The organism is Pseudomonas cyclaminis, from assembly GCF_015163715.1.
Classification (GTDB): Bacteria; Pseudomonadota; Gammaproteobacteria; order Pseudomonadales; family Pseudomonadaceae; genus Aquipseudomonas; species Aquipseudomonas cyclaminis.
The window spans coordinates 1-18718 of the sequence record NZ_JADDUM010000150.1; the positions used below are offsets into that span (position 1 = coordinate 1).

Consider the following 18718-nt stretch of genomic DNA (forward strand, 5'->3'; position numbering starts at 1 on the left):
CTGACCACCGGCCTGAACTACTACAAAACCACCGACACCGGCAGCAAGAAGATGGGCAACATCGACAACGAGTACCTACTCGTTGTCCCTGGGACTGACTCACCAGGCTCACACCCTGACCTTCGCGTATCAGGAAGTGAACGGTGACGAGTACTTCGACTACCTGCACGAAACCAACGGCATCTACCTGGCCAACTCCCTGACGTCCGACTTCAACAGCCCGAACGAGAAGTCCTTCCAGGTGGCCTACGCCATCAACATGGCCGAATACGGCGTGCCTGGCCTGAAGTTCAATGTCTACTCGGCACGCGGCTGGGGCATCGACGGTACCCACTACAACGGCACCGCCTATGGCGAATCTGGCAAGTCACGTAGCGACTTGCGCTTGATGGATGGCGAGAAGCACCAGGAATACGGTGTAGGCGCGGCTTACGCCGTGCAGAGCGGGCCACTCAAGGCCACCGCGATTCGTGCGACTTACGTCGAACACCGTGGCAGCGCTCAACAGGCTGACGGCAACATCAAAGAATTCCGTCTGGTCACCACCATTCCATTCAACATTCTTTAACTAGCGCCAGGTAGACGGCGGGCTCAGGACGAGCCGCGTCTACGCTTGTCTGGTCCATCGATTGCAGAGGGCTCTGAATGAAAATGCTACCGCTACAAGCCGCCATGGCTGCCGCGCTGTTGAGCGTGGCCGTCGGCATTTCAGCCAAACCGCTGGTGGTCTGCACCGAAGCCAGCCCGGAAGGTTTTGACCCGGTCCTGTACACCACCGCCGTCACCGCCGATGCCGCCGCTGAAACCATGTTCAACCGCCTGGTCGACTTCAAGCCCGGCACCACCGAAGTGGTGCCTGCACTGGCCAAAGACCTGCCAGAGATCAGCGCCGATGGCCTGACCTACACGTTCCACCTGCGTGAAGACATCAAGTTCCACACCACCGACTACTTCAAACCCACGCGCAACCTGAATGCCGACGACGTGCTGTGGAGCTTCCAGCGCCAGCTGGACCCGAAGCACCCGTGGCACAACAAGTCCGTCGTGGGCTACCCCTACTTTGAAAGCATGGGTTTCAAAGAACTGCTCAAGAGCGTAGAGAAGACTGACGATCACACCGTCGTCTTTACCCTGACCCGTCCTGAAGCACCGTTTTTGGCCGACCTGGGCATGGCGTTCTCGTCGATCCATTCCGCCGAATACGCCGACCAGTTGCTCAAGTCCGGCAAGACCGATGACCTGAACGCCAAGCCGATCGGCACCGGGCCGTTCATCTTCACGCGCTACGCCAAGGACGCCCAGGTACGCTTCAAGGCCAACCCGGAGTATTTCCGTGGCAAGCCGGCGGCCGATCCGCTGATCCTGGCGGTCACTACCGACAACAACGTGCGCCTGCAGAAGCTCAAGGCCAACGAATGCCAGATCGCGCTGTTCCCCAAGCCCGACGACATTCCAAGCATCCGCAAGGACCCGAACCTCAAGGTCGATGAACTGGCGGCGATGACCACCAGCTACACCGCCCTGAACACCACCCACAAGTATATGAGCGATGCACGGGTACGCCACGCGATCAACATCGCGTTCGACAAGGCTGGCTATACCGAAGCCCTGTTCGGCAAAGGCAATGCCGTGGTGGGCACCGGCCCTTATCCGCCGACGTTGCTGGGGTTCAACACGAACCTGAAAAACCCGCCCCGTGACCTCGACAAGGCCCGCGCCCTGCTCAAGGAAGCCGGCGTACCGGAAGGCACCGAATTCACCCTGTTCACCCGTAACGGCGGCGGCCCGACCAACCCCAACCCGATGCTCGGCGCCCAGCGCATGCAGGCGGATCTGGCGCAGGTTGGCCTGAAGGTCAATATCAAAGTCATGGAATGGGGCGAGATGCTCAAGCGCGCTAAAAACGGCGAGCACGACATGGTCTCGGCTGGCTGGGTCGGCGATAACGGCGACCCGGACAACTTCCTTACGCCCAACCTGAGTTGCGATGCTGCGAAAAACGGCGAAAACTACGCCCGCTGGTGTAACAAAGAGTTTCAGGCCCTGATCGACAAAGCCCGCGCAATTGATGAACCCGCGGCTCGGGCTGCGCTCTATGAACAAGCACAGGACGTTTTCGAAAAAGACCAACCATGGCTTCCCATGGCTTACCCGAAACTGTTCACCGCCATGCGCAAGAACGTAGAAGGCTTTACCCAAAGCCCTCTGGGTGCAAATAACTTCGCCACCACCCAGGTGAAGTAAATAAGAGAAACGCTCGGCACCGCCCACTGGGACGGTGCCGAACCTGCCTAACCGGCTGATTGAGGTACACGACAAGATGTTTAGTTTTATTGCCCGCCGACTGGGGTTATTGATCCCCACGTTTTTCGGCATCACGTTGCTCACGTTTGCGTTGATTCGCATGATCCCTGGCGACCCCGTCGAAGTCATGATGGGCGAGAGGCGCGTCGACCCCGAGATGCACGCACAGGCAATGGAACGCCTTGGCCTTAACAAGCCGTTGTATGCGCAATACCTGGACTATGTCGGCAAGCTCGCCCAGGGCGACCTTGGCGAATCGCTGCGTACCCGTACCAGCGTGTGGACCGAATTCACCGCCCTTTTCCCGGCGACCCTGGAACTGTCCATGGCCGCCCTGTTGTTCGCCGGTATCCTGGGCCTGCTGGCCGGGGTGATCGCGGCACTCAAGCGAGGATCCCTGTTCGACCACGGGGTAATGGGCATCTCCCTGGCGGGATATTCGATGCCGATCTTCTGGTGGGGCCTGATCCTGATCATGTTCTTCTCGGTGAGCCTGGGCTGGACCCCGGTTTCCGGGCGCATCGACCTGCTCTACGACATCGAGCCGCGCACCGGCTTCATGCTGATCGATACCCTGCTGGCTGACGAGCCGGACGCGTTCTGGGATGCGCTGCACCACTTGATCCTGCCGGCCATCGTGCTCGGCACCATTCCGCTGGCGGTGATCGCACGGATGACCCGTTCATCCATGCTCGAAGTGCTGCGCGAAGACTACATCCGTACTGCCAAGGCCAAAGGCCTGTCGCCGGCGCGCGTGGTATTCGTACACGGCCTGCGTAACGCGCTGATCCCGGTGCTCACGGTGGTCGGCCTGCAAGTCGGCACCCTGCTGGCCGGTGCGGTCCTGACCGAAACCATCTTCTCGTGGCCCGGCATCGGCAAATGGCTGATCGAAGCCATTGGCGCCCGGGACTACCCGGTGGTGCAAAACGGCATCCTGTTGATCGCCTGCCTGGTGATCCTGGTGAACTTCGTGGTGGATATCCTCTACGGCTTCGCCAACCCACGCATCCGTCACCAGCGCTGAGATCATGACCATGACCACACCTACTCAAGTGTCAGCAGTCGATCAAAGCCTGCTGTACCCGTCCCCGTACAAAGAATTCTGGCAAGCCTTTTCCAAGAACAAAGGCGCGGTTGCCGGCCTGCTGTTCATGTTGCTGATCGTGTTCTGCGCGATCTTCGCGCCGTGGGTGGCCCCGCATAACCCCAGCGAGCAATACCGCGACTTCCTGCTCACCCCACCAGCCTGGCTGGAAGGCGGGCAGATGCAGTTCCTGCTCGGCACCGACGAACTCGGCCGTGACTTGCTCTCGCGCCTGATCCAGGGCTCGCGCCTGTCGCTGCTGATCGGTTTGTCGTCGGTGGTGATGTCGCTGATCCCGGGCATCCTGCTGGGTCTGTTCGCCGGGTTCTTCCCGCGCCTGCTTGGCCCGACCATCATGCGCCTGATGGATATCATGCTGGCCCTGCCCTCGCTGCTGCTGGCCGTTGCCATCGTCGCAATCCTCGGCCCTGGCCTGATCAACACCGTGATCGCCATCGCCATCGTGTCGCTGCCGTCCTATGTGCGTCTGACCCGCGCTGCGGTGATGGGCGAGCTGAACCGTGACTACGTGACTGCCGCCCGCCTCGCCGGTGCCGGCCTGCCACGCCTGATGTTCATCACCGTGCTGCCCAACTGCATGGCGCCGCTGATCGTACAGGCCACCTTGAGTTTCTCTTCGGCGATTCTCGATGCCGCCGCATTGGGCTTCCTCGGTCTGGGCGTTCAACCGCCAACCCCTGAGTGGGGCACCATGCTGGCTTCGGCCCGTGACTACATCGAACGCGCCTGGTGGGTGGTGAGCTTGCCTGGTTTGACCATTTTGCTCAGCGTGCTGGCAATCAACTTGATGGGTGACGGCCTGCGCGATGCGCTGGACCCGAAACTCAAGAACGCCGCCTGAGGAGATTCCCATGTCACTGTTAGAAATCAAGAATCTCAACGTGCGCTTCGGCGACAAGACCGCCGTGCCGGTGGTCGATGGCCTCGACATTTCGGTCGACAAGGGCGAAGTCCTGGCGATCGTTGGCGAGTCCGGCTCGGGTAAATCCGTGACCATGATGGCGCTGATGGGCCTGATCGAGCACCCCGGCATCGTCACCGCCGACGCCCTGAACTTCGACGGCAAGGACATGCTCAAGCTGAGCAACCGCCAGCGCCGCAAGATCGTCGGCAAAGACCTGGCGATGGTGTTCCAGGACCCGATGACCGCACTGAACCCCAGCTACACCGTGGGTTTCCAGATTGAAGAAGTGCTGCGTCTGCACCTGAAAATGTCCGGCAAGCAAGCGCGCAAGCGTGCCATCGAGTTGTTGGAAAAGGTCGAAATCCCAGGTGCCGCCAGCCGTATGGATGCCTATCCCCACCAACTCTCCGGCGGTATGAGCCAGCGCGTGGCTATTGCCATGGCCATTGCAGGCGAGCCGAAACTGCTGATCGCGGATGAGCCGACCACTGCACTGGACGTGACCATCCAGGCGCAGATCATGGAGCTGCTGCTGGCCCTGCAAAAAGAACAGAACATGGGCCTGGTGCTGATCACCCACGACCTTGCCGTCGTGGCGGAAACCGCCCAGCGTGTCTGCGTGATGTACGCAGGCCAAGCGGTGGAAGTCGGCCAAGTGCCGCAACTGTTCGATATTCCGGCGCACCCGTACAGCGAAGCATTGCTCAAGGCGATCCCGGAACACAGCCTCGGCGCCACGCGCCTGGCCACGTTGCCGGGCATCGTGCCTGGCCGCTATGACCGTCCACAGGGCTGCCTGCTGTCGCCGCGTTGCCCGTATGTGCAGGAATCCTGCCGTGCCCAGCGTCCCGGCCTTGATCCGAAAAGCAACAGCCTTGCGCGCTGCTTCTACCCCTTAAACCAGGAGGTGGCGTAATGGCCGTCGTTCTTACTGCCCGCGACCTCACCCGTCACTACGAAGTGTCCCGTGGCCTGTTCAAGGGCCACGCCCTGGTCCGCGCGCTCAATGGTGTGTCGTTTGAACTGGAAGCCGGCAAGACCCTCGCCGTGGTCGGCGAGTCGGGTTGCGGCAAATCTACCCTGGCCCGTGCGCTGACACTGATTGAAGAACCGTCGTCCGGCTCGCTGAAAATCGCCGGCCAGGAAGTCGCCGGCGCCGACAAGGCCCAGCGCAAGCAATTGCGCAAAGACGTGCAGATGGTGTTCCAGAGCCCGTACGCCTCGTTGAATCCACGGCAGAAAGTCGGCGATCAACTCGGCGAGCCGCTGTTGATCAACACCAACCTGTCCGCCGCCGAACGCCGCGAGAAAGTGCAGGCGATGATGAAGCAAGTGGGCCTGCGCCCTGAGCATTATCAGCGCTACCCGCACATGTTCTCCGGCGGCCAGCGCCAGCGCATTGCCCTGGCCCGCGCCATGATGCTGCAACCCAAAGTGCTGGTGGCGGATGAACCGACCTCGGCGCTGGACGTGTCGATCCAGGCCCAGGTGCTCAACCTGTTCATGGATCTGCAGCAGGAATTCAACACGGCCTACGTGTTCATTTCCCACAACCTGGCGGTGGTGCAGCACGTTGCCGATGACGTGATGGTGATGTACCTCGGCCGCCCGGTGGAAGTGGGCCCCAAGGAAGACATCTACGCCCGTCCTTTGCACCCGTACACCCAGGCGCTGCTGTCGGCCACCCCGACCATTCATCCGGATCCGAACAAACCGAAGATCAAAATCGTCGGCGAGTTGCCCAATCCACTGAACCCGCCGTCGGGCTGCGCGTTCCACAAGCGCTGCCCATATGCGACAGCACGCTGCAGCAGCGAGGAGCCGCAGTTGCGTGCCTTGGATAACCGGCAGGTGGCGTGCCACTACGCGGAGCAATTCGTCGCCTGAAAAACCCTGTGGGGGCGGGTATTGCGTGATGCAGCGTTTTACAGCCCTTCCCGTCAGGTTGCGCATCAGCCTGGCAGGAGGGGTTTTCTTTTTGGCGACTCAGGTGTCACCGTCGTCGTAGGTGTCGCTGGCTTCGCCCTCGTTGAGGGGGTTTTCCGGATCTTGCTCGTCGGTGGGCTGCGGTTGCGGCTGCCAACTGGCGGAGTTGACCTCGTTCTGCTTCTTCTTGGTGACGGGGCCGGTGTCTTTCCATTGGGGGGTGCCTGAGCCCGCCATGACCGGAAGAGCCGTCAGTCCCAAGGCTACGAGCAACACCAAGGTGATGGCGCGTTGAGCGTTTCGCACGGTGGTTTCCTTCTATAGTCGGTGCGTAAACGCTAGACCCGATACAGTGTTCTCGCCAACCCACGCCTGCTGGAAAACAAAAATGTGGGAGGGGGGTTGCCCCCCTCCCACATTTTTTTGCTGCGCTCAGGAATTAATGGTGTTCGCGGGTCGCACGGAATTTCACATCCGGCCAGCGCTCTTCCATCAGCGCCAGGTTCACCCGCGTCGGCGCCAGGTAGGTCAAGTGACCGCCGCCGTCGACCGCAAGGTTTTCCACAGCCTTGTTGGAGAACTCTTCCAACTTCTTCTTATCGCTGCAATCGATCCAACGTGCGGAGTACACGGTGATGGGCTCGTAGGAGCATTCGACCTTGTATTCCTCTTTCAGGCGGCTGGCGACCACATCGAACTGCAGCACACCGACGGCGCCGAGGATGATGTCGTTGCTGCGCTCGGGGAAGAACACCTGGGTGGCGCCCTCTTCCGCCAACTGCTGCAAGCCCTGGCGCAGTTGCTTGGATTTGAGCGGGTCGCGCAGGCGTACGCGGCGGAACAGTTCCGGGGCGAAGTGCGGGATGCCGGTGAAACCCAGTGCTTCGCCTTCGGTGAAGGTGTCGCCGATCTGGATGGTGCCGTGGTTGTGCAGGCCGATGATGTCGCCGGCGTAGGCTTCTTCGAGCTGTTCACGCTCGGAGGAGAAGAACGTCAGGGCGTCGCCGATGCGCACGTCCTTGCCGGTGCGCACGTGGCGCATCTTCATGCCTTTTTCGTATTTGCCGGAGCAGATACGCATAAAGGCGATACGGTCGCGGTGCTTGGGGTCCATGTTCGCCTGGATCTTGAACACGAAGCCGGTGAATTTCTCTTCGACCGGCTCAACCGTACGCTCGTTGGCCACACGGGCCAGGGGCTTTGGCGCCCAGTTCACGACGGCGTCAAGTACGTGGTCGACACCGAAGTTGCCCAACGCGGTCCCGAAGAACACCGGGGTCAGTTGGCCGTCGAGGAATTCCTGCTGGTTGAACTCGTGGCAGGCGCCCTGCACCAGTTCAAGCTGATCGACAAAACGGTCGTACTCGTCACCCAAGTGGGCGCGGGCTTCGTCCGAGTCGAGCTTCTCGATGATTTTCACATCGGTGCGTTCGTGACCGTGGCCGGCGGTGTAGACAATGATGTAGTCGTCGGCCAGGTGGTACACGCCCTTGAAATCGCGATAGCAACCAATCGGCCAGGTGATCGGCGCGGCCTTGATCTTCAGGACCGCTTCGATTTCATCCAGCAACTCGATGGGGTCGCGGATGTCGCGGTCGAGTTTGTTGATGAAGCTCACGATCGGCGTGTCACGCAGGCGGCACACATCCATCAGCGCGATGTCCGTGGCTCGACGCCTTTACCGCCGTCGAGGACCATCAGTGCCGAGTCCACCGCGGTCAGGGTGCGGTAGGTGTCTTCGGAGAAGTCTTCGTGGCCTGGGGTGTCGAGCAGGTTGACCATGTGGTCGCGATACGGGAACTGCATGACCGACGTGGTAATGGAAATACCCCGTTGCTTCTCCATCTCCATCCAGTCGGACGTGGCATGGCGGTCGGATTTGCGGGATTTCACCGTGCCGGCCACCGCGATTGCCTTGCCCATCAGCAGGAGCTTCTCGGTGATGGTGGTTTTACCGGCATCGGGGTGGGAAATAATGGCGAAAGTGCGGCGTTTCGCGACTTCGGCGGCCTGGTGGGTCATGGGAAATCGCCTGGCAGGTGAGTCAAAAAAGGGCGGCGAGTATAGCGCAAACCCCAGGGGCCGGACCACCGTTCACCCGATTGGGGGTGGCTAAATGCTGCCAAGTATGGAACCTTTTAAAAGGTAGAGACGTCCACTCCCCTGCTGCCGCACTCGGAACAGGGGCTGATAAATCAGCAAGTTAGCCTGACGAGGCTGCGCTCATGGCTCGATTTGATACCGCGTTGCCGGTATTGGCGAGCTGCTTTTCGCGACCACATTTGCCGACAGCCAGGAATGGCATTGCCGCTCGGAAATGTGTTCGCCGACAAAAGAAAAAAGGAGTCCGCCTGTGGCTATTCGCTATGGCAAAGGGCTGATAGGAGGCGTGGTTGTCGTCGCGCTCCTGGCCCTGCTGGTCCACTGGATCGGCATCAACACGATCGAACTGTACCGCGACGATTTGTTGTTTTACCTGCAAGCACACCTGATCCTCGTTCTAGTCTCCATGCTGGCGGCCCTCGTTGTGGGCATCCCCGCCGGTATCCTGCTCAGCCGACCGAACATGGTCGGGCGCGCAGAACGCTTCATGCAGATCTTCAACATCGGCAACACTGTCCCGCCCCTGGCCGTATTGGCCATCGCCCTCGGCGTCCTCGGCATCGGCAGCGGCCCGGCCATCTTCGCGCTGTTCCTCGCCTCCCTCCTGCCCATCGTGCGCAACACCTACGAAGGCCTCAAAAACGTTCAAGGCTCACTCAAGGAAGCCGCCACCGGCATCGGCATGACGCCGCGCCAGGTGCTGTTTCGTGTGGAATTGCCCAACGCCGTGCCGATCATCATCGGCGGTGTTCGCGTGGCCCTGGCGATCAACGTCGGTACTGCACCGCTGGCGTTCCTGATTGGTGCCAACAGCCTGGGCAGCCTGATCTTTCCCGGCATCGCCCTGAACAATCAGCCGCAATTGCTGCTCGGCGCCGCGTGCACCGCGTTGCTGGCATTGCTGCTCGACGGTCTGGTGACCATGGCCAGCCGCCTCTGGCTGGAACGCGGGTTGCGTCCGTCTTAAGGCCTGGCAAAGGAATTCACATGAAAAAACTGACATTGATATTGAGCTGCGTCCTGCTGTTCGCAGGTTTTGCGCAAGCCGCCGAGAAACCGGTGATCCGCATCGGCGCCCGAGTGTTCACCGAGCAGACCCTGCTCGCCGAAATCACTTCCCAGTACCTGCGCGCCAAGGGTTACGACACCCAGGTGACCGGCGGTCTGGGCAGCAACCTGGCGCGCAGTGCCCAGGAAAGCGGGCAACTGGATCTGATCTGGGAGTACACCGGCGTGTCGCTGGTGGCTTACAACCATGTGGACGAGAAGCTCGACAGCGAACAGTCCTACGCTCGGGTGAAAGAACTCGACGCAAAAAAAGGCCTGGTCTGGCTCTCACCGTCCCGCTTCAGCAACACCTACGCCCTGGCATTGCCGGAGAAGGTCGCCGAAGAACATCCTGACATCAACAGCATCAGCGACCTCACCAAAGCCATCGCGCAAGACACCCAGGAACACCGCCTGGTGGCCCTGGACACCGAGTTCGCCAACCGCTCCGACGGCCTGGCCGGCATGGTCAAGCTGTACGACATGAACCTCACCCGCAAGAACACCCGGCAGATGGACGCGGGCCTGGTCTACACCGCCCTGCGCAATGGCCAGGTGTTTGCCGGCCTGGTCTACACCACTGACGGTCGCCTGAATGCCTTCAAGCTCAAGCTGCTGGCGGATGACATGCACTACTTCCCGGACTACACCGCAGCCCCCGTGGTGCGTCAGGAATACCTCGACAAGCATCCGCAATTGGCTGCCGAGCTCAAGCCACTGGCCACGCTGTTCGACGACGAAACCATGCGCCAGTTGAATGCGCGGGTCGACGTCGATCATGAAAGCCCGTCCGCTGTTGCCGCCGATTTCCTGCGCCAACATCCGATCAACTAAAGAAGGAGAAGACATGGAATTCCTGAACGCCTTTTCCCATCTTGATTGGGCACAAGTCCTGCACCTGACCTGGCAGCACATCACCCTGGTTGGCATTGCCGTGATCCTGGCGATTGTCGTGGGCGTGCCCCTCGGCGTGCTGATGACGCGCTTTCCGACCCTGGCCGGCCCGCTGCAAGCCAGCGCCACCGTGCTGCTGACCGTGCCGTCCATCGCCCTGTTCGGCCTGCTGCTGCCTTTCTACTCCAAATTCGGCCAGGGCCTGGGCCCGATGCCGGCGATCACCGCCGTGTTCCTCTACTCCCTGTTGCCGATCATGCGTAACACCTACCTCGCCCTGACCGGCGTGGAACCGGGTATTCGCGAGGCCGCCAAAGGCATCGGCATGACCTTCGGCCAGCGCCTGCGCATGGTCGAGCTGCCCATCGCCGTGCCGGTGATTCTCGCCGGCGTGCGCACCGCCGTGGTGATGAACATTGGTGTGATGACCATCGCCGCCACCATCGGTGCCGGTGGCCTGGGTGTACTTATTCTGGCTTCCATCAGCCGCAGCGACATGTCGATGCTGATCGTTGGCGCCGTGCTGGTCAGTCTCCTGGCCATCTTCGCCGACCTGCTTCTGCAATGGCTGCAACGCTCGCTGACTCCAAAAGGATTGCTCAAATGATCGAACTTCAAAACCTGCCCAAGACCTTTCAAAGCAACGGCAAGACCATTACTGCCGTCAACGATGTCAGCCTGACCGTCAATGAAGGCGAGATTTGCGTGTTCCTCGGCCCGTCGGGCTGCGGCAAAAGCACCACGCTGAAGATGATCAACCGCCTGATCAAGCCTTCCTCGGGCAAGATCCTGATCAACGGCGAAGACACCACCGACCTGGATGAAGTGACCCTGCGTCGCAACATCGGCTACGTGATCCAGCAGATCGGCCTGTTCCCCAATATGACCATCGAGGAAAACATCGTGGTCGTGCCGAAACTGCTCGGCTGGGACAAGCAGAAATGCCACGACCGCGCCCGCGAGTTGATGAGCATGATCAAGCTGGAGCCCAAGCAGTATCTGCATCGCTATCCGCGTGAATTGTCCGGCGGCCAACAACAGCGTATCGGCGTGATCCGTGCCTTGGCGGCCGATGCGCCGTTGCTGCTGATGGATGAACCGTTCGGCGCGGTCGACCCGATCAACCGCGAGATGATCCAGAACGAGTTCTTCGAGATGCAGCGCGCGCTGAACAAGACCGTGATCATGGTCAGCCACGACATCGACGAAGCCATCAAGCTGGGTGACAAGATCGCGATCTTCCGCGCCGGCAAGCTGCTGCAGATCGACCATCCAGATACGCTTTTGGCGCACCCGGCCGACGAGTTCGTCAGCAACTTCGTGGGCCAGGACAGCACCCTCAAGCGCCTGCTGCTGGTGAAGGCCGAAGACGCAGCGGACAACGCCCCGTCGGTGAGCCCGGAAACCCCGGTGGCCGATGCCCTGGAACTGATGGACGAAACCGACCGCCGCTATGTGGTGGTCACCTGTGCCGAGAACAAGGCGCTGGGTTATGTACGACGTCGCGACCTGCACCGTCAGACCGGTACGTGCGGCCAGTACCTGCGCGAGTTCAACGCCACGGCGGCGTATGACGAGCATTTGCGCATCCTGCTGTCGCGTATGTATGAGTTCAACCGTTCGTGGTTGCCGGTGATGGATGCGGAACGGGTGTTCCTGGGGGAAGTGACGCAGGAATCGATTGCCGAATACCTGAGTTCCGGTAAGTCCCGTGGCGGCAAGACCAGCATTGTTTCGCCTGCCGAGACCGCACTGGCCTGATCTTATGTGGGAGGGGGCTTGCCCCCGATGGCGGTGTGTCAGTCTCTGAAGTATTGGCTGACACACTGCTATCGGGGGCAAGCCCCCTCCCACATTTGCTCCGTGGTGCTTCAGGGAAGTACCGTCGATTTGCCCGATCCGGGGAACATCATTCCGTCACACCTGTCGGTTACATAAGTAGCTGCACGCCATCGCGCGACGAACGCGTGCAAAAACGCGACATTTTTAGTTGATCTCAAGCCCCTCACGCCCTAAAGTTCGCGCCGAACGTCCATGCTGGAAACGATCCATCCGGCTCAAGTACTGACGACGAGACAGCAAGGCCAAGGGCAGCGTTTATTCCCATGGCCTTTTTGCTTTCGGCGACATGCCTTGGGAAGTAGGCGAACCAAAGTGGGGATACGGAGGACGTTCAGTTGCACCCATTGATTACTACAGTTTGCCCTTAGGAGTTCCCAGCATGTCGATCAACGTCGAAGATTATTTCGCGCGCGCCACTTTTGACAAAATGAAGGCGTTCGCCGACAAGCAAGAAACCCCGTTCGTGGTGATCGACACCGCGATGATCAGCCAGGCCTACGACGACCTGCGCGCCGGTTTCGAATTCGCCAAGGTGTATTACGCCGTCAAGGCCAACCCAGCCGTCGAGATCATCGACCTGTTGAAAGACAAGGGTTCGAGCTTCGACATCGCGTCGATCTACGAGCTGGACAAGGTCATGGACCGTGGCGTCAGCGCCGACCGTATCAGCTACGGCAACACCATCAAGAAATCCAAGGACATCCGCTACTTCTACGAGAAGGGCGTGCGTCTGTTCTCCACCGACTCCGAAGCCGACCTGCGCAACATCGCCAAGGCCGCGCCGGGTTCGAAAGTGTATGTGCGTATCCTCACCGAAGGCTCGACCACGGCTGACTGGCCTTTGTCGCGCAAATTCGGCTGCCAGACCGACATGGCCATGGACCTGCTGATCCTGGCACGTGACCTGGGACTGGTGCCGTACGGCATCTCGTTCCACGTGGGTTCGCAGCAGCGCGACATCAGCGTGTGGGACGCGGCGATCGCCAAGGTCAAAGTGATCTTCGAACGCCTCAAAGAAGAAGACAACATCCACCTCAAGCTGATCAACATGGGCGGCGGCTTCCCGGCCAACTACATCACCCGCACCAACAGCCTGGAAACCTACGCTGAAGAAATCATCCGTTTCCTCAAGGAAGACTTTGGCGACGACCTGCCGGAAATCATCCTGGAGCCGGGCCGTTCGTTGATCGCCAACGCCGGTATCCTGGTCAGTGAAGTGGTGTTGGTCGCACGTAAATCCCGTACCGCCGTCGAGCGTTGGGTGTACACGGACGTGGGTAAATTCTCCGGCCTGATCGAAACCATGGACGAAGCCATCAAGTTCCCGATCTGGACCGAGAAGAAAGGCGAGATGGAAGAAGTGGTCATCGCCGGCCCAACCTGCGACAGCGCCGACATCATGTACGAAAACTACAAGTACGGCCTGCCGCTGAACCTGGCCATCGGTGACCGTTTGTACTGGCTGTCGACCGGTGCCTACACCACCAGCTACAGCGCAGTTGAGTTCAATGGCTTCCCGCCGTTGAAGTCGTTCTACGTGTAAGTAGCCGGCGAATAAAAAACCCATGACGTGTCATGGGTTTTTTTATGCCTGTGATTTGTCATCACCCGTTGCGTCACGCAGATAATTCACGCAACGCCGCCGTCGCCAGAAACCCTGACCGTGACGCATAGCGGTGATCCTTTTGCACGCGCTCATCAATGCGTTGCAACAACTGCTCGGGCAAAGAAGCATTGAACCGCACCGATCTACCCAAATAAGGCGTGAGATCAAAGTCGACTATCGCCCATACACCACCGGCAAAATCCGGGCTATCCAAGTGGGCATCCACCTCCTGCGCCTGGGGAAGTGCTTCCTGGTCTGCTACCAGTCCTTCCAAATGCAGCGCGAGTGCCTCACGGACATTATCCAGCGCTTCGGAAAAAGACCCACCAGCCGAAAAACACCCCGGTACATCCGGGACCGTCACGCTGTAGTCCGAGTCGGCGTCTTTATGTACTACTACGGGAAACTTCATTGCTCCTCCTTTGAACGAGCTTCAGTGAACTCATTCAACTCATCAATCAGGGCCGTCACTTGAGACCTGCTGACTTGAAAATACTGTGCACAGTGCCCTTTGCAATTTCTGACTTGGGATGAGGAACGGTCACTCGTCCTCGTTTCACTGGATGTTTGAACTGGTGATGACTGCCCTTCACTGCCACCTCAAACCTACGAGCCTTTGGCCTTATGAAAGCGCCGCAACGCGACGTTTATAGGCGTCGGCCATCGCACGCACCAGCGGATTCCTGGCCACAGCCAGCGCCTTATGCGCCACCTGCAAAAACTTCAGATTCCCACCGACCATTGCTTTATGCAGCCACTCCAAGGCGGCCTCGGTCTGTCCTGCATCCGCCAACACCGCCGCATAACTGAACTGCCCACGAAAATCCCCGCCTTCGGCTGAACGGCGGTACCAATCCACGGCGGCCTCCAGATCCCTCGGGCAACACTGGCCATCTTCCAAGTAGCGCCCCAGCAGGTTCATCGACTTGGCGTGGCCTTGCTCTGCCGCCTGCCGATAGAGGGTCAGGGCTTGTTGCTGATCTTGCGCAACACCTCGCCCGGTCGCCAGCAGGTTGGCGTAGTTGTACTGCCCCCAATCCAACCCGGCCTGCGCCGCCAAGCGGTACTCTCGCGCAGCCGCCGCTTCGTCGACAGCGCAACCCCAGCCATGCTCCAGGCAACGCCCGGCCATATTGCGCGCCATCCAATGCCCGCCATGGGCCGCAATACGGAACCAGCGCAATGCCAGCGCTTCATCGCGTGCAATGCCGCGTCCTTCCAGCAGGATTTGCCCGAGCAACGCCTGGGCATCCACCACGCCCTCCTTCGCCGCGATCAGGATCGCCTGGGCGGCGCGTACCGGGGAGTCGTCGAGCATGCGTTGCAGTTGCTCGACGTTGAGCACTTCTTCACGGCGCAATAAGAAGCCCATGCTCAGACCTCGACCCAGCGGCGCAGCAGGTTGTGATAGGTGCCGGTGAGCTGGATCAGCGCCGGATGGTCAGGCACATCCGTGGTCAGTTGCTGGATCGCGCCGTCCATCTCGAACAGCAGGGTGCGCTGGCTGTCTTCACGCACCAGGCTTTGGGTCCAGAAGAACGAGGCATAACGCGCGCCACGGGTCACGGCGTTGACTTTGTGCAGGCTGGAGCCGGGGTACAGCACCATGTCGCCGGCGGGCAACTTGACCCGTTGCACGCCAAAGGTGTCCTGGATCTCCAGTTCGCCGCCGTCGTACTCATCCGGATCGCTGAAGAACAGGGTGGACGACAGGTCAGTACGCACCCGTTCGTGGCTGCCTTTGGGCTGGCGCACGGCGTTGTCGATATGGAAGTCGAAACTGCCCCCGGCGGTGTAGCAGTTGAGCAACGGCGGGAACACCTTGTGGGGTAACGCCGCTGACATAAACAGCGGGTTCTGCCACAAGCGTTCGAGCATCGCCGCGCCGATTTCCTTGGCCAATGGGTGACCTTCGGGCAATTGCAGATTGTGTTTGGCTTTGGCGGACTGATGCCCGGCGGTGATTTTTCCGTCGGCCCAATCGGCTTCTTCCAGGGCTTGGCGGATGCGCTGCACTTCCTCGCGAGAGAACAGGCCGGGAATGTGCAGCAGCATGGGGCGATACCTGTAGGCAGAGAGGCGTCAATGGTATTGATTCTTATCCACCCTGTAAAACGCCGTGACGGACGAGTTCGTAAAAACCGTAAGCAAAAAGTGTAAAGAATGTAAATTCAGTGCAATTAGCAATGTATCGCAATTGATATGAAGTCTTGTTCACCCTATATTCCGCGGCCTCACATCCTTGGGGAAAGGACACGTCATGTCGCGCACCATTATAAAAACATCTGCCAGTTCACCGCGTTTGCTGGCTTCGGCCATCGGCGTTGCCCTCGGTGCCAGCTCCGTCGCCCATCTGGCGCAAGCAGCCGAAGACACCGAACAGAAAGACCAGCGCAACAGCATCTCCCTGGGCGCCACCAGCATTACCGGTGAAGAACAGGACGCCACCTCCTACCAAGTCGAAAAGACCTCTTCGCAGAAATACACCGCGCCGCTGGTGGACACGCCGCGCTCGGTCACCGTCGTGCCGCAACAAGTGCTCAAGGACACCGCCGCTACCTCGTTGCAGGATGCCCTGCGCACCGTACCGGGGATTACCTTCGGCGCCGGCGAAGGTGGCAACCCCCAGGGCGACCGCCCGTTCATCCGGGGTTTCGATGCCCAGGGCGACACTTACCTGGACGGCGTGCGCGACACCGGCGGCCAGAGTCGTGAGATTTTCGACATCGAGTCCATCGAAGTCAGCAAAGGCCCGAACTCCTCGTTCGGCGGTCGCGGTTCGGCCGGCGGCAGCCTCAACCTGGTGAGCAAGACCCCGCAAGCCCGGGACTTCACCAACGGCGGTTTCACCTACGGTTCCGACCAGACCCGCCGCTACGTACTCGACGTAAACCGCCAGTTCCTCCACGACAGCGCCGCGTTCCGCCTGAATCTCATGACCCACGAGCAGAACGTGGCCGGCCGTGACGCCGTCAATTACGACCGTTGGGGCGTGGCGCCGTCGCTGACCTTTGGCCTGGGCACCCCGACCCGCGTCAACCTCAGCTACTACCACATGGAAAGCAACGACCTGCCGGACTCGGGCATTCCCTACGGCTACAGCTCGTCGACCGCCACCACCCACGGGCACGACAAACCCAATGACGGCGGCGACAGCAACAACTTCTACGGCCTTAAAGATCGGGATTTCCGCAAGACCCGCGCCGACATCAGCACCGTCTCCATCGAGCACGACCTGAACGACAGCATGACGCTGAAAAACACCCTGCGTCATGGCAGCACCGGACAGGACTACATCCTGACCCAGCCGGATGACAGCAAGCTCAACGTCAACCGTTTCGGCACCGTATGGCGTCGCGCCAACAGCCGCGTCTCCACAACGACGACTACCACCAACCAGACCGATCTGTTTGGCAGTTTCCAGGCACTGGGCTTCAAGCACAGCTACTCCACCGGCCTGGAATTCACGGGTGAAGAAACCCGCGTGAGCAGCTACACCATCAGCCCGAACGCCAACCCCACCGGCGGCTGCACCGTAGCCGGTGGCGGCCGAGGCGGCCAGTGCACCTCGCTGAGCAACCCGAACCCGGATGACGCCTGGAACGGCAGCATTACGCGCAACTACAACGGCACCAACACCAAGGCCACCAGCCGCGCCGCCTATGTGTTCGACACCATCGAGCTGGACCCGAAATGGCTGCTCAACGTAGGCCTGCGCTACGACACCTTTGACACCGAAGCCAATACCAACGCCGTCCCTTCCGCGACCGTGAAGGCGCGGAGCAAGATCAAAGAAGACAGTCAGTTCTTCAACTGGCAGGCGGGCCTGGTCTGGAAGCCGGTGGAAAACGCCAGCGTCTATGCCTCGTACGCCACCTCGGCAACCCCCGCCGGCGGCCTGGTCGGCGAAGGCTCCGATGGCAACCCGCTGTCCGCTGGCGCGGCCAGCAGCGATCTGCAACCGGAAGAAACCGTCAACTACGAACTGGGCACCAAGTGGGACCTGTTCCACGACCGACTCTCGCTGACCGCGGCAGTGTTCCGTACCGAGAAGAAAAACACGCGCATCCTTGTGGACGCCCTCACCTACCAGAACGCCGGTGAATCCCAGGTAGACGGTATCGAGTTGTCCGCCAGCGGCAAAATCACTGATCAGTGGCAAGTGTTCGCGGGCTACAGCTACCTGGACAGCGAGCTGGTCAAAGCGGGCCGTAACGGTCGCAACGGTGTCATCAGCACCGGTTCCAACGAAGGTAACCAGATGCCCAACACGCCGAAGAACAGCTTCAGCCTGTGGACCACCTACGCCATCACGCCCAAGCTGACCGTCGGCGGCGGCGCGTTCTACGTCGACGACGTCTACGGCGATGTGGGTAACACGGTCTACGTGCCGTCCTATACCCGCTACGACGCCATGGCCAGCTACAAACTGAGCAAAAACGTCGACCTGCAATTGAACGTGCAAAACCTCACGGACAAGACCTATTACGACAAAGCCTACGGCTCGCACTTCGCCAACCAGGCGGCTGGTCGCACGGCGCTGGTGTCCACCAGCTTCCACTTCTAAACACCGCTTCACGTAGCAAAAAGCCCCACGCATCGGATGCGTGGGGCTTTTGCGTGTAAAACAGAATGTTTCTCGACAAGCCACGGCATAATGCGCGCCGTGCCCTACATACCAGATAGACGAGGCGGTCAGACGTGTTGAAGAAAACCCTGTTCCAGTTGCACTGGTTCTTCGGCATCACTGCCGGGCTGGTGCTGGCCTTGATGGGGATCACCGGGGCCGCGGTCTCGTTCCAGGATGAACTACTGCGGGCCCTCAACCCCAGCGTATTGAGCGTAGAAAAACGCGAAGCCGGTGTGCTGCCGCCCGCCGAACTGGTGCGCAAGCTCGAAGCCACCGAAGGCAAGACCGTCGCCATGCTGTTCGTGGAAAGCGAAAGCGGCAATGCCGCACGTGTGTTCTTCACCCCGCCGCCGG

17 protein-coding genes and 2 pseudogenes are annotated in these 18718 nt (G+C 60.3%); 13 read left to right on the top strand and 6 right to left on the bottom strand.

The genetic code is table 11. The annotated features are described in order from the left end of the window. The 6 genes and pseudogenes from IQK56_RS18655 to IQK56_RS18680 all read left to right on the top strand — a co-directional run. Positions 1-568: pseudogene (locus IQK56_RS18655) on the top strand (OprD family outer membrane porin); the annotation flags it as partial. A gap of 77 nt (positions 569-645) precedes the next feature. Then, positions 646-2244, top strand: coding sequence for an ABC transporter substrate-binding protein (locus IQK56_RS18660; protein ID WP_150760800.1), 1599 nt, complete (start codon positions 646-648; stop codon positions 2242-2244). 76 nt (positions 2245-2320) lie between these two features. Further along, on the top strand, positions 2321-3331 hold the full coding sequence (locus tag IQK56_RS18665; RefSeq protein ID WP_003171721.1) for an ABC transporter permease subunit: 1011 nt from the start codon (positions 2321-2323) through the stop codon (positions 3329-3331). A gap of 10 nt (positions 3332-3341) precedes the next feature. Further along, positions 3342-4253 carry an ABC transporter permease subunit gene (locus tag IQK56_RS18670; protein ID WP_003188486.1) on the top strand — a complete coding sequence of 304 codons (912 nt, stop codon included), beginning with the start codon at positions 3342-3344 and terminating at the stop codon, positions 4251-4253. 10 nt (positions 4254-4263) lie between these two features. Then, positions 4264-5232 (top strand): ABC transporter ATP-binding protein, encoded by a 969-nt coding sequence (locus tag IQK56_RS18675; RefSeq protein ID WP_099587073.1) that lies wholly within the window; start codon positions 4264-4266, stop codon positions 5230-5232. Then, positions 5232-6203, top strand: coding sequence for a peptide ABC transporter ATP-binding protein (locus IQK56_RS18680; RefSeq protein WP_058414375.1), 972 nt, complete (start codon positions 5232-5234; stop codon positions 6201-6203). Before IQK56_RS18675 ends, IQK56_RS18680 begins: the two co-directional genes overlap by 1 nt. Before the next feature lie 99 nt (positions 6204-6302). On the opposite strand, the gene IQK56_RS18685 is transcribed toward IQK56_RS18680, so the two are convergent. Beyond that, positions 6303-6548, bottom strand: coding sequence for a hypothetical protein (locus IQK56_RS18685; RefSeq protein ID WP_193862435.1), 246 nt, complete (start codon positions 6546-6548; stop codon positions 6303-6305). 133 nt (positions 6549-6681) lie between these two features. Continuing rightward, a pseudogene (locus tag IQK56_RS18690) lies at positions 6682-8264 on the bottom strand (peptide chain release factor 3). A gap of 295 nt (positions 8265-8559) precedes the next feature. Here IQK56_RS18690 and IQK56_RS18695 point away from each other — a divergent pair. The 5 genes from IQK56_RS18695 (at position 8560) to IQK56_RS18715 (ending at position 13671) form a co-directional block, all read left to right on the top strand. Then, positions 8560-9312: an ABC transporter permease gene (locus IQK56_RS18695; protein ID WP_244653856.1), complete on the top strand. Its 753-nt coding sequence runs from the start codon at positions 8560-8562 to the stop codon at positions 9310-9312. 20 nt (positions 9313-9332) lie between these two features. Then, positions 9333-10226: a glycine betaine ABC transporter substrate-binding protein gene (locus IQK56_RS18700; RefSeq protein WP_122307677.1), complete on the top strand. Its 894-nt coding sequence runs from the start codon at positions 9333-9335 to the stop codon at positions 10224-10226. Between the two features lie 13 nt (positions 10227-10239). Continuing rightward, on the top strand, positions 10240-10893 hold the full coding sequence (locus IQK56_RS18705) for an ABC transporter permease (RefSeq protein WP_027604864.1): 654 nt from the start codon (positions 10240-10242) through the stop codon (positions 10891-10893). Continuing rightward, positions 10890-12047, top strand: a complete 1158-nt coding sequence (locus tag IQK56_RS18710; RefSeq protein WP_193862436.1) for an osmoprotectant ABC transporter ATP-binding protein OsmV — start codon at positions 10890-10892, stop codon at positions 12045-12047. Before IQK56_RS18705 ends, IQK56_RS18710 begins: the two co-directional genes overlap by 4 nt. Positions 12048-12507: 460 nt before the next feature. Next, positions 12508-13671, top strand: coding sequence for a type III PLP-dependent enzyme (locus tag IQK56_RS18715; protein ID WP_032886216.1), 1164 nt, complete (start codon positions 12508-12510; stop codon positions 13669-13671). A gap of 73 nt (positions 13672-13744) precedes the next feature. Here IQK56_RS18715 and IQK56_RS18720 read toward each other — a convergent pair whose 3' ends face one another. The 4 genes from IQK56_RS18720 to IQK56_RS18735 are packed head-to-tail and all read right to left on the bottom strand — an operon-like array spanning position 13745 to position 15789. After that, complete coding sequence (locus IQK56_RS18720) at positions 13745-14146, bottom strand: type II toxin-antitoxin system HicB family antitoxin (protein WP_122307679.1); 402 nt, start codon at positions 14144-14146, stop codon at positions 13745-13747. 55 nt (positions 14147-14201) lie between these two features. Then, the gene (locus tag IQK56_RS18725; RefSeq protein ID WP_193862439.1) at positions 14202-14360 is read right to left on the bottom strand and encodes a type II toxin-antitoxin system HicA family toxin; all 159 of its coding nucleotides are present in this window, start codon (positions 14358-14360) and stop codon (positions 14202-14204) included. Beyond that, the gene (locus IQK56_RS18730; protein ID WP_193862437.1) at positions 14357-15106 is read right to left on the bottom strand and encodes a tetratricopeptide repeat protein; all 750 of its coding nucleotides are present in this window, start codon (positions 15104-15106) and stop codon (positions 14357-14359) included. The genes IQK56_RS18725 and IQK56_RS18730 overlap by 4 nt, the downstream gene beginning before the upstream one ends. Positions 15107-15108: 2 nt before the next feature. Then, positions 15109-15789, bottom strand: coding sequence for a Fe2+-dependent dioxygenase (locus IQK56_RS18735; protein WP_122307682.1), 681 nt, complete (start codon positions 15787-15789; stop codon positions 15109-15111). Between the two features lie 205 nt (positions 15790-15994). Here IQK56_RS18735 and IQK56_RS18740 point away from each other — a divergent pair, with 205 nt between their 5' ends. After that, positions 15995-18301, top strand: coding sequence for a TonB-dependent receptor (locus IQK56_RS18740; protein ID WP_193901782.1), 2307 nt, complete (start codon positions 15995-15997; stop codon positions 18299-18301). 134 nt (positions 18302-18435) lie between these two features. Beyond that, a partial coding sequence (locus tag IQK56_RS18745) for a PepSY domain-containing protein (protein WP_193901783.1) occupies positions 18436-18718 on the top strand: 283 nt, incomplete at its 3' end.

Bases quoted from the DNA above. Each gene is read 5' to 3' on its own strand.
- IQK56_RS18680 (WP_058414375.1), top strand. From the start codon at position 5,232: ATGGCCGTCGTTCTTACTGCCCGCGACCTCACCCGTCACTACGAAGTG.
- IQK56_RS18730 (WP_193862437.1), bottom strand. From the start codon at position 15,106: ATGGGCTTCTTATTGCGCCGTGAAGAAGTGCTCAACGTCGAGCAACTG.
- IQK56_RS18695 (WP_244653856.1), top strand. From the start codon at position 8,560: ATGTGTTCGCCGACAAAAGAAAAAAGGAGTCCGCCTGTGGCTATTCGC.
- IQK56_RS18705 (WP_027604864.1), top strand. From the start codon at position 10,240: ATGGAATTCCTGAACGCCTTTTCCCATCTTGATTGGGCACAAGTCCTG.
- IQK56_RS18665 (WP_003171721.1), top strand. From the start codon at position 2,321: ATGTTTAGTTTTATTGCCCGCCGACTGGGGTTATTGATCCCCACGTTT.
- IQK56_RS18700 (WP_122307677.1), top strand. From the start codon at position 9,333: ATGAAAAAACTGACATTGATATTGAGCTGCGTCCTGCTGTTCGCAGGT.
- IQK56_RS18710 (WP_193862436.1), top strand. From the start codon at position 10,890: ATGATCGAACTTCAAAACCTGCCCAAGACCTTTCAAAGCAACGGCAAG.
- IQK56_RS18675 (WP_099587073.1), top strand. From the start codon at position 4,264: ATGTCACTGTTAGAAATCAAGAATCTCAACGTGCGCTTCGGCGACAAG.
- IQK56_RS18715 (WP_032886216.1), top strand. From the start codon at position 12,508: ATGTCGATCAACGTCGAAGATTATTTCGCGCGCGCCACTTTTGACAAA.
- IQK56_RS18735 (WP_122307682.1), bottom strand. From the start codon at position 15,789: ATGCTGCTGCACATTCCCGGCCTGTTCTCTCGCGAGGAAGTGCAGCGC.
- IQK56_RS18740 (WP_193901782.1), top strand. From the start codon at position 15,995: ATGTCGCGCACCATTATAAAAACATCTGCCAGTTCACCGCGTTTGCTG.
- IQK56_RS18660 (WP_150760800.1), top strand. From the start codon at position 646: ATGAAAATGCTACCGCTACAAGCCGCCATGGCTGCCGCGCTGTTGAGC.
- IQK56_RS18720 (WP_122307679.1), bottom strand. From the start codon at position 14,146: ATGAAGTTTCCCGTAGTAGTACATAAAGACGCCGACTCGGACTACAGC.
- IQK56_RS18670 (WP_003188486.1), top strand. From the start codon at position 3,342: ATGACCACACCTACTCAAGTGTCAGCAGTCGATCAAAGCCTGCTGTAC.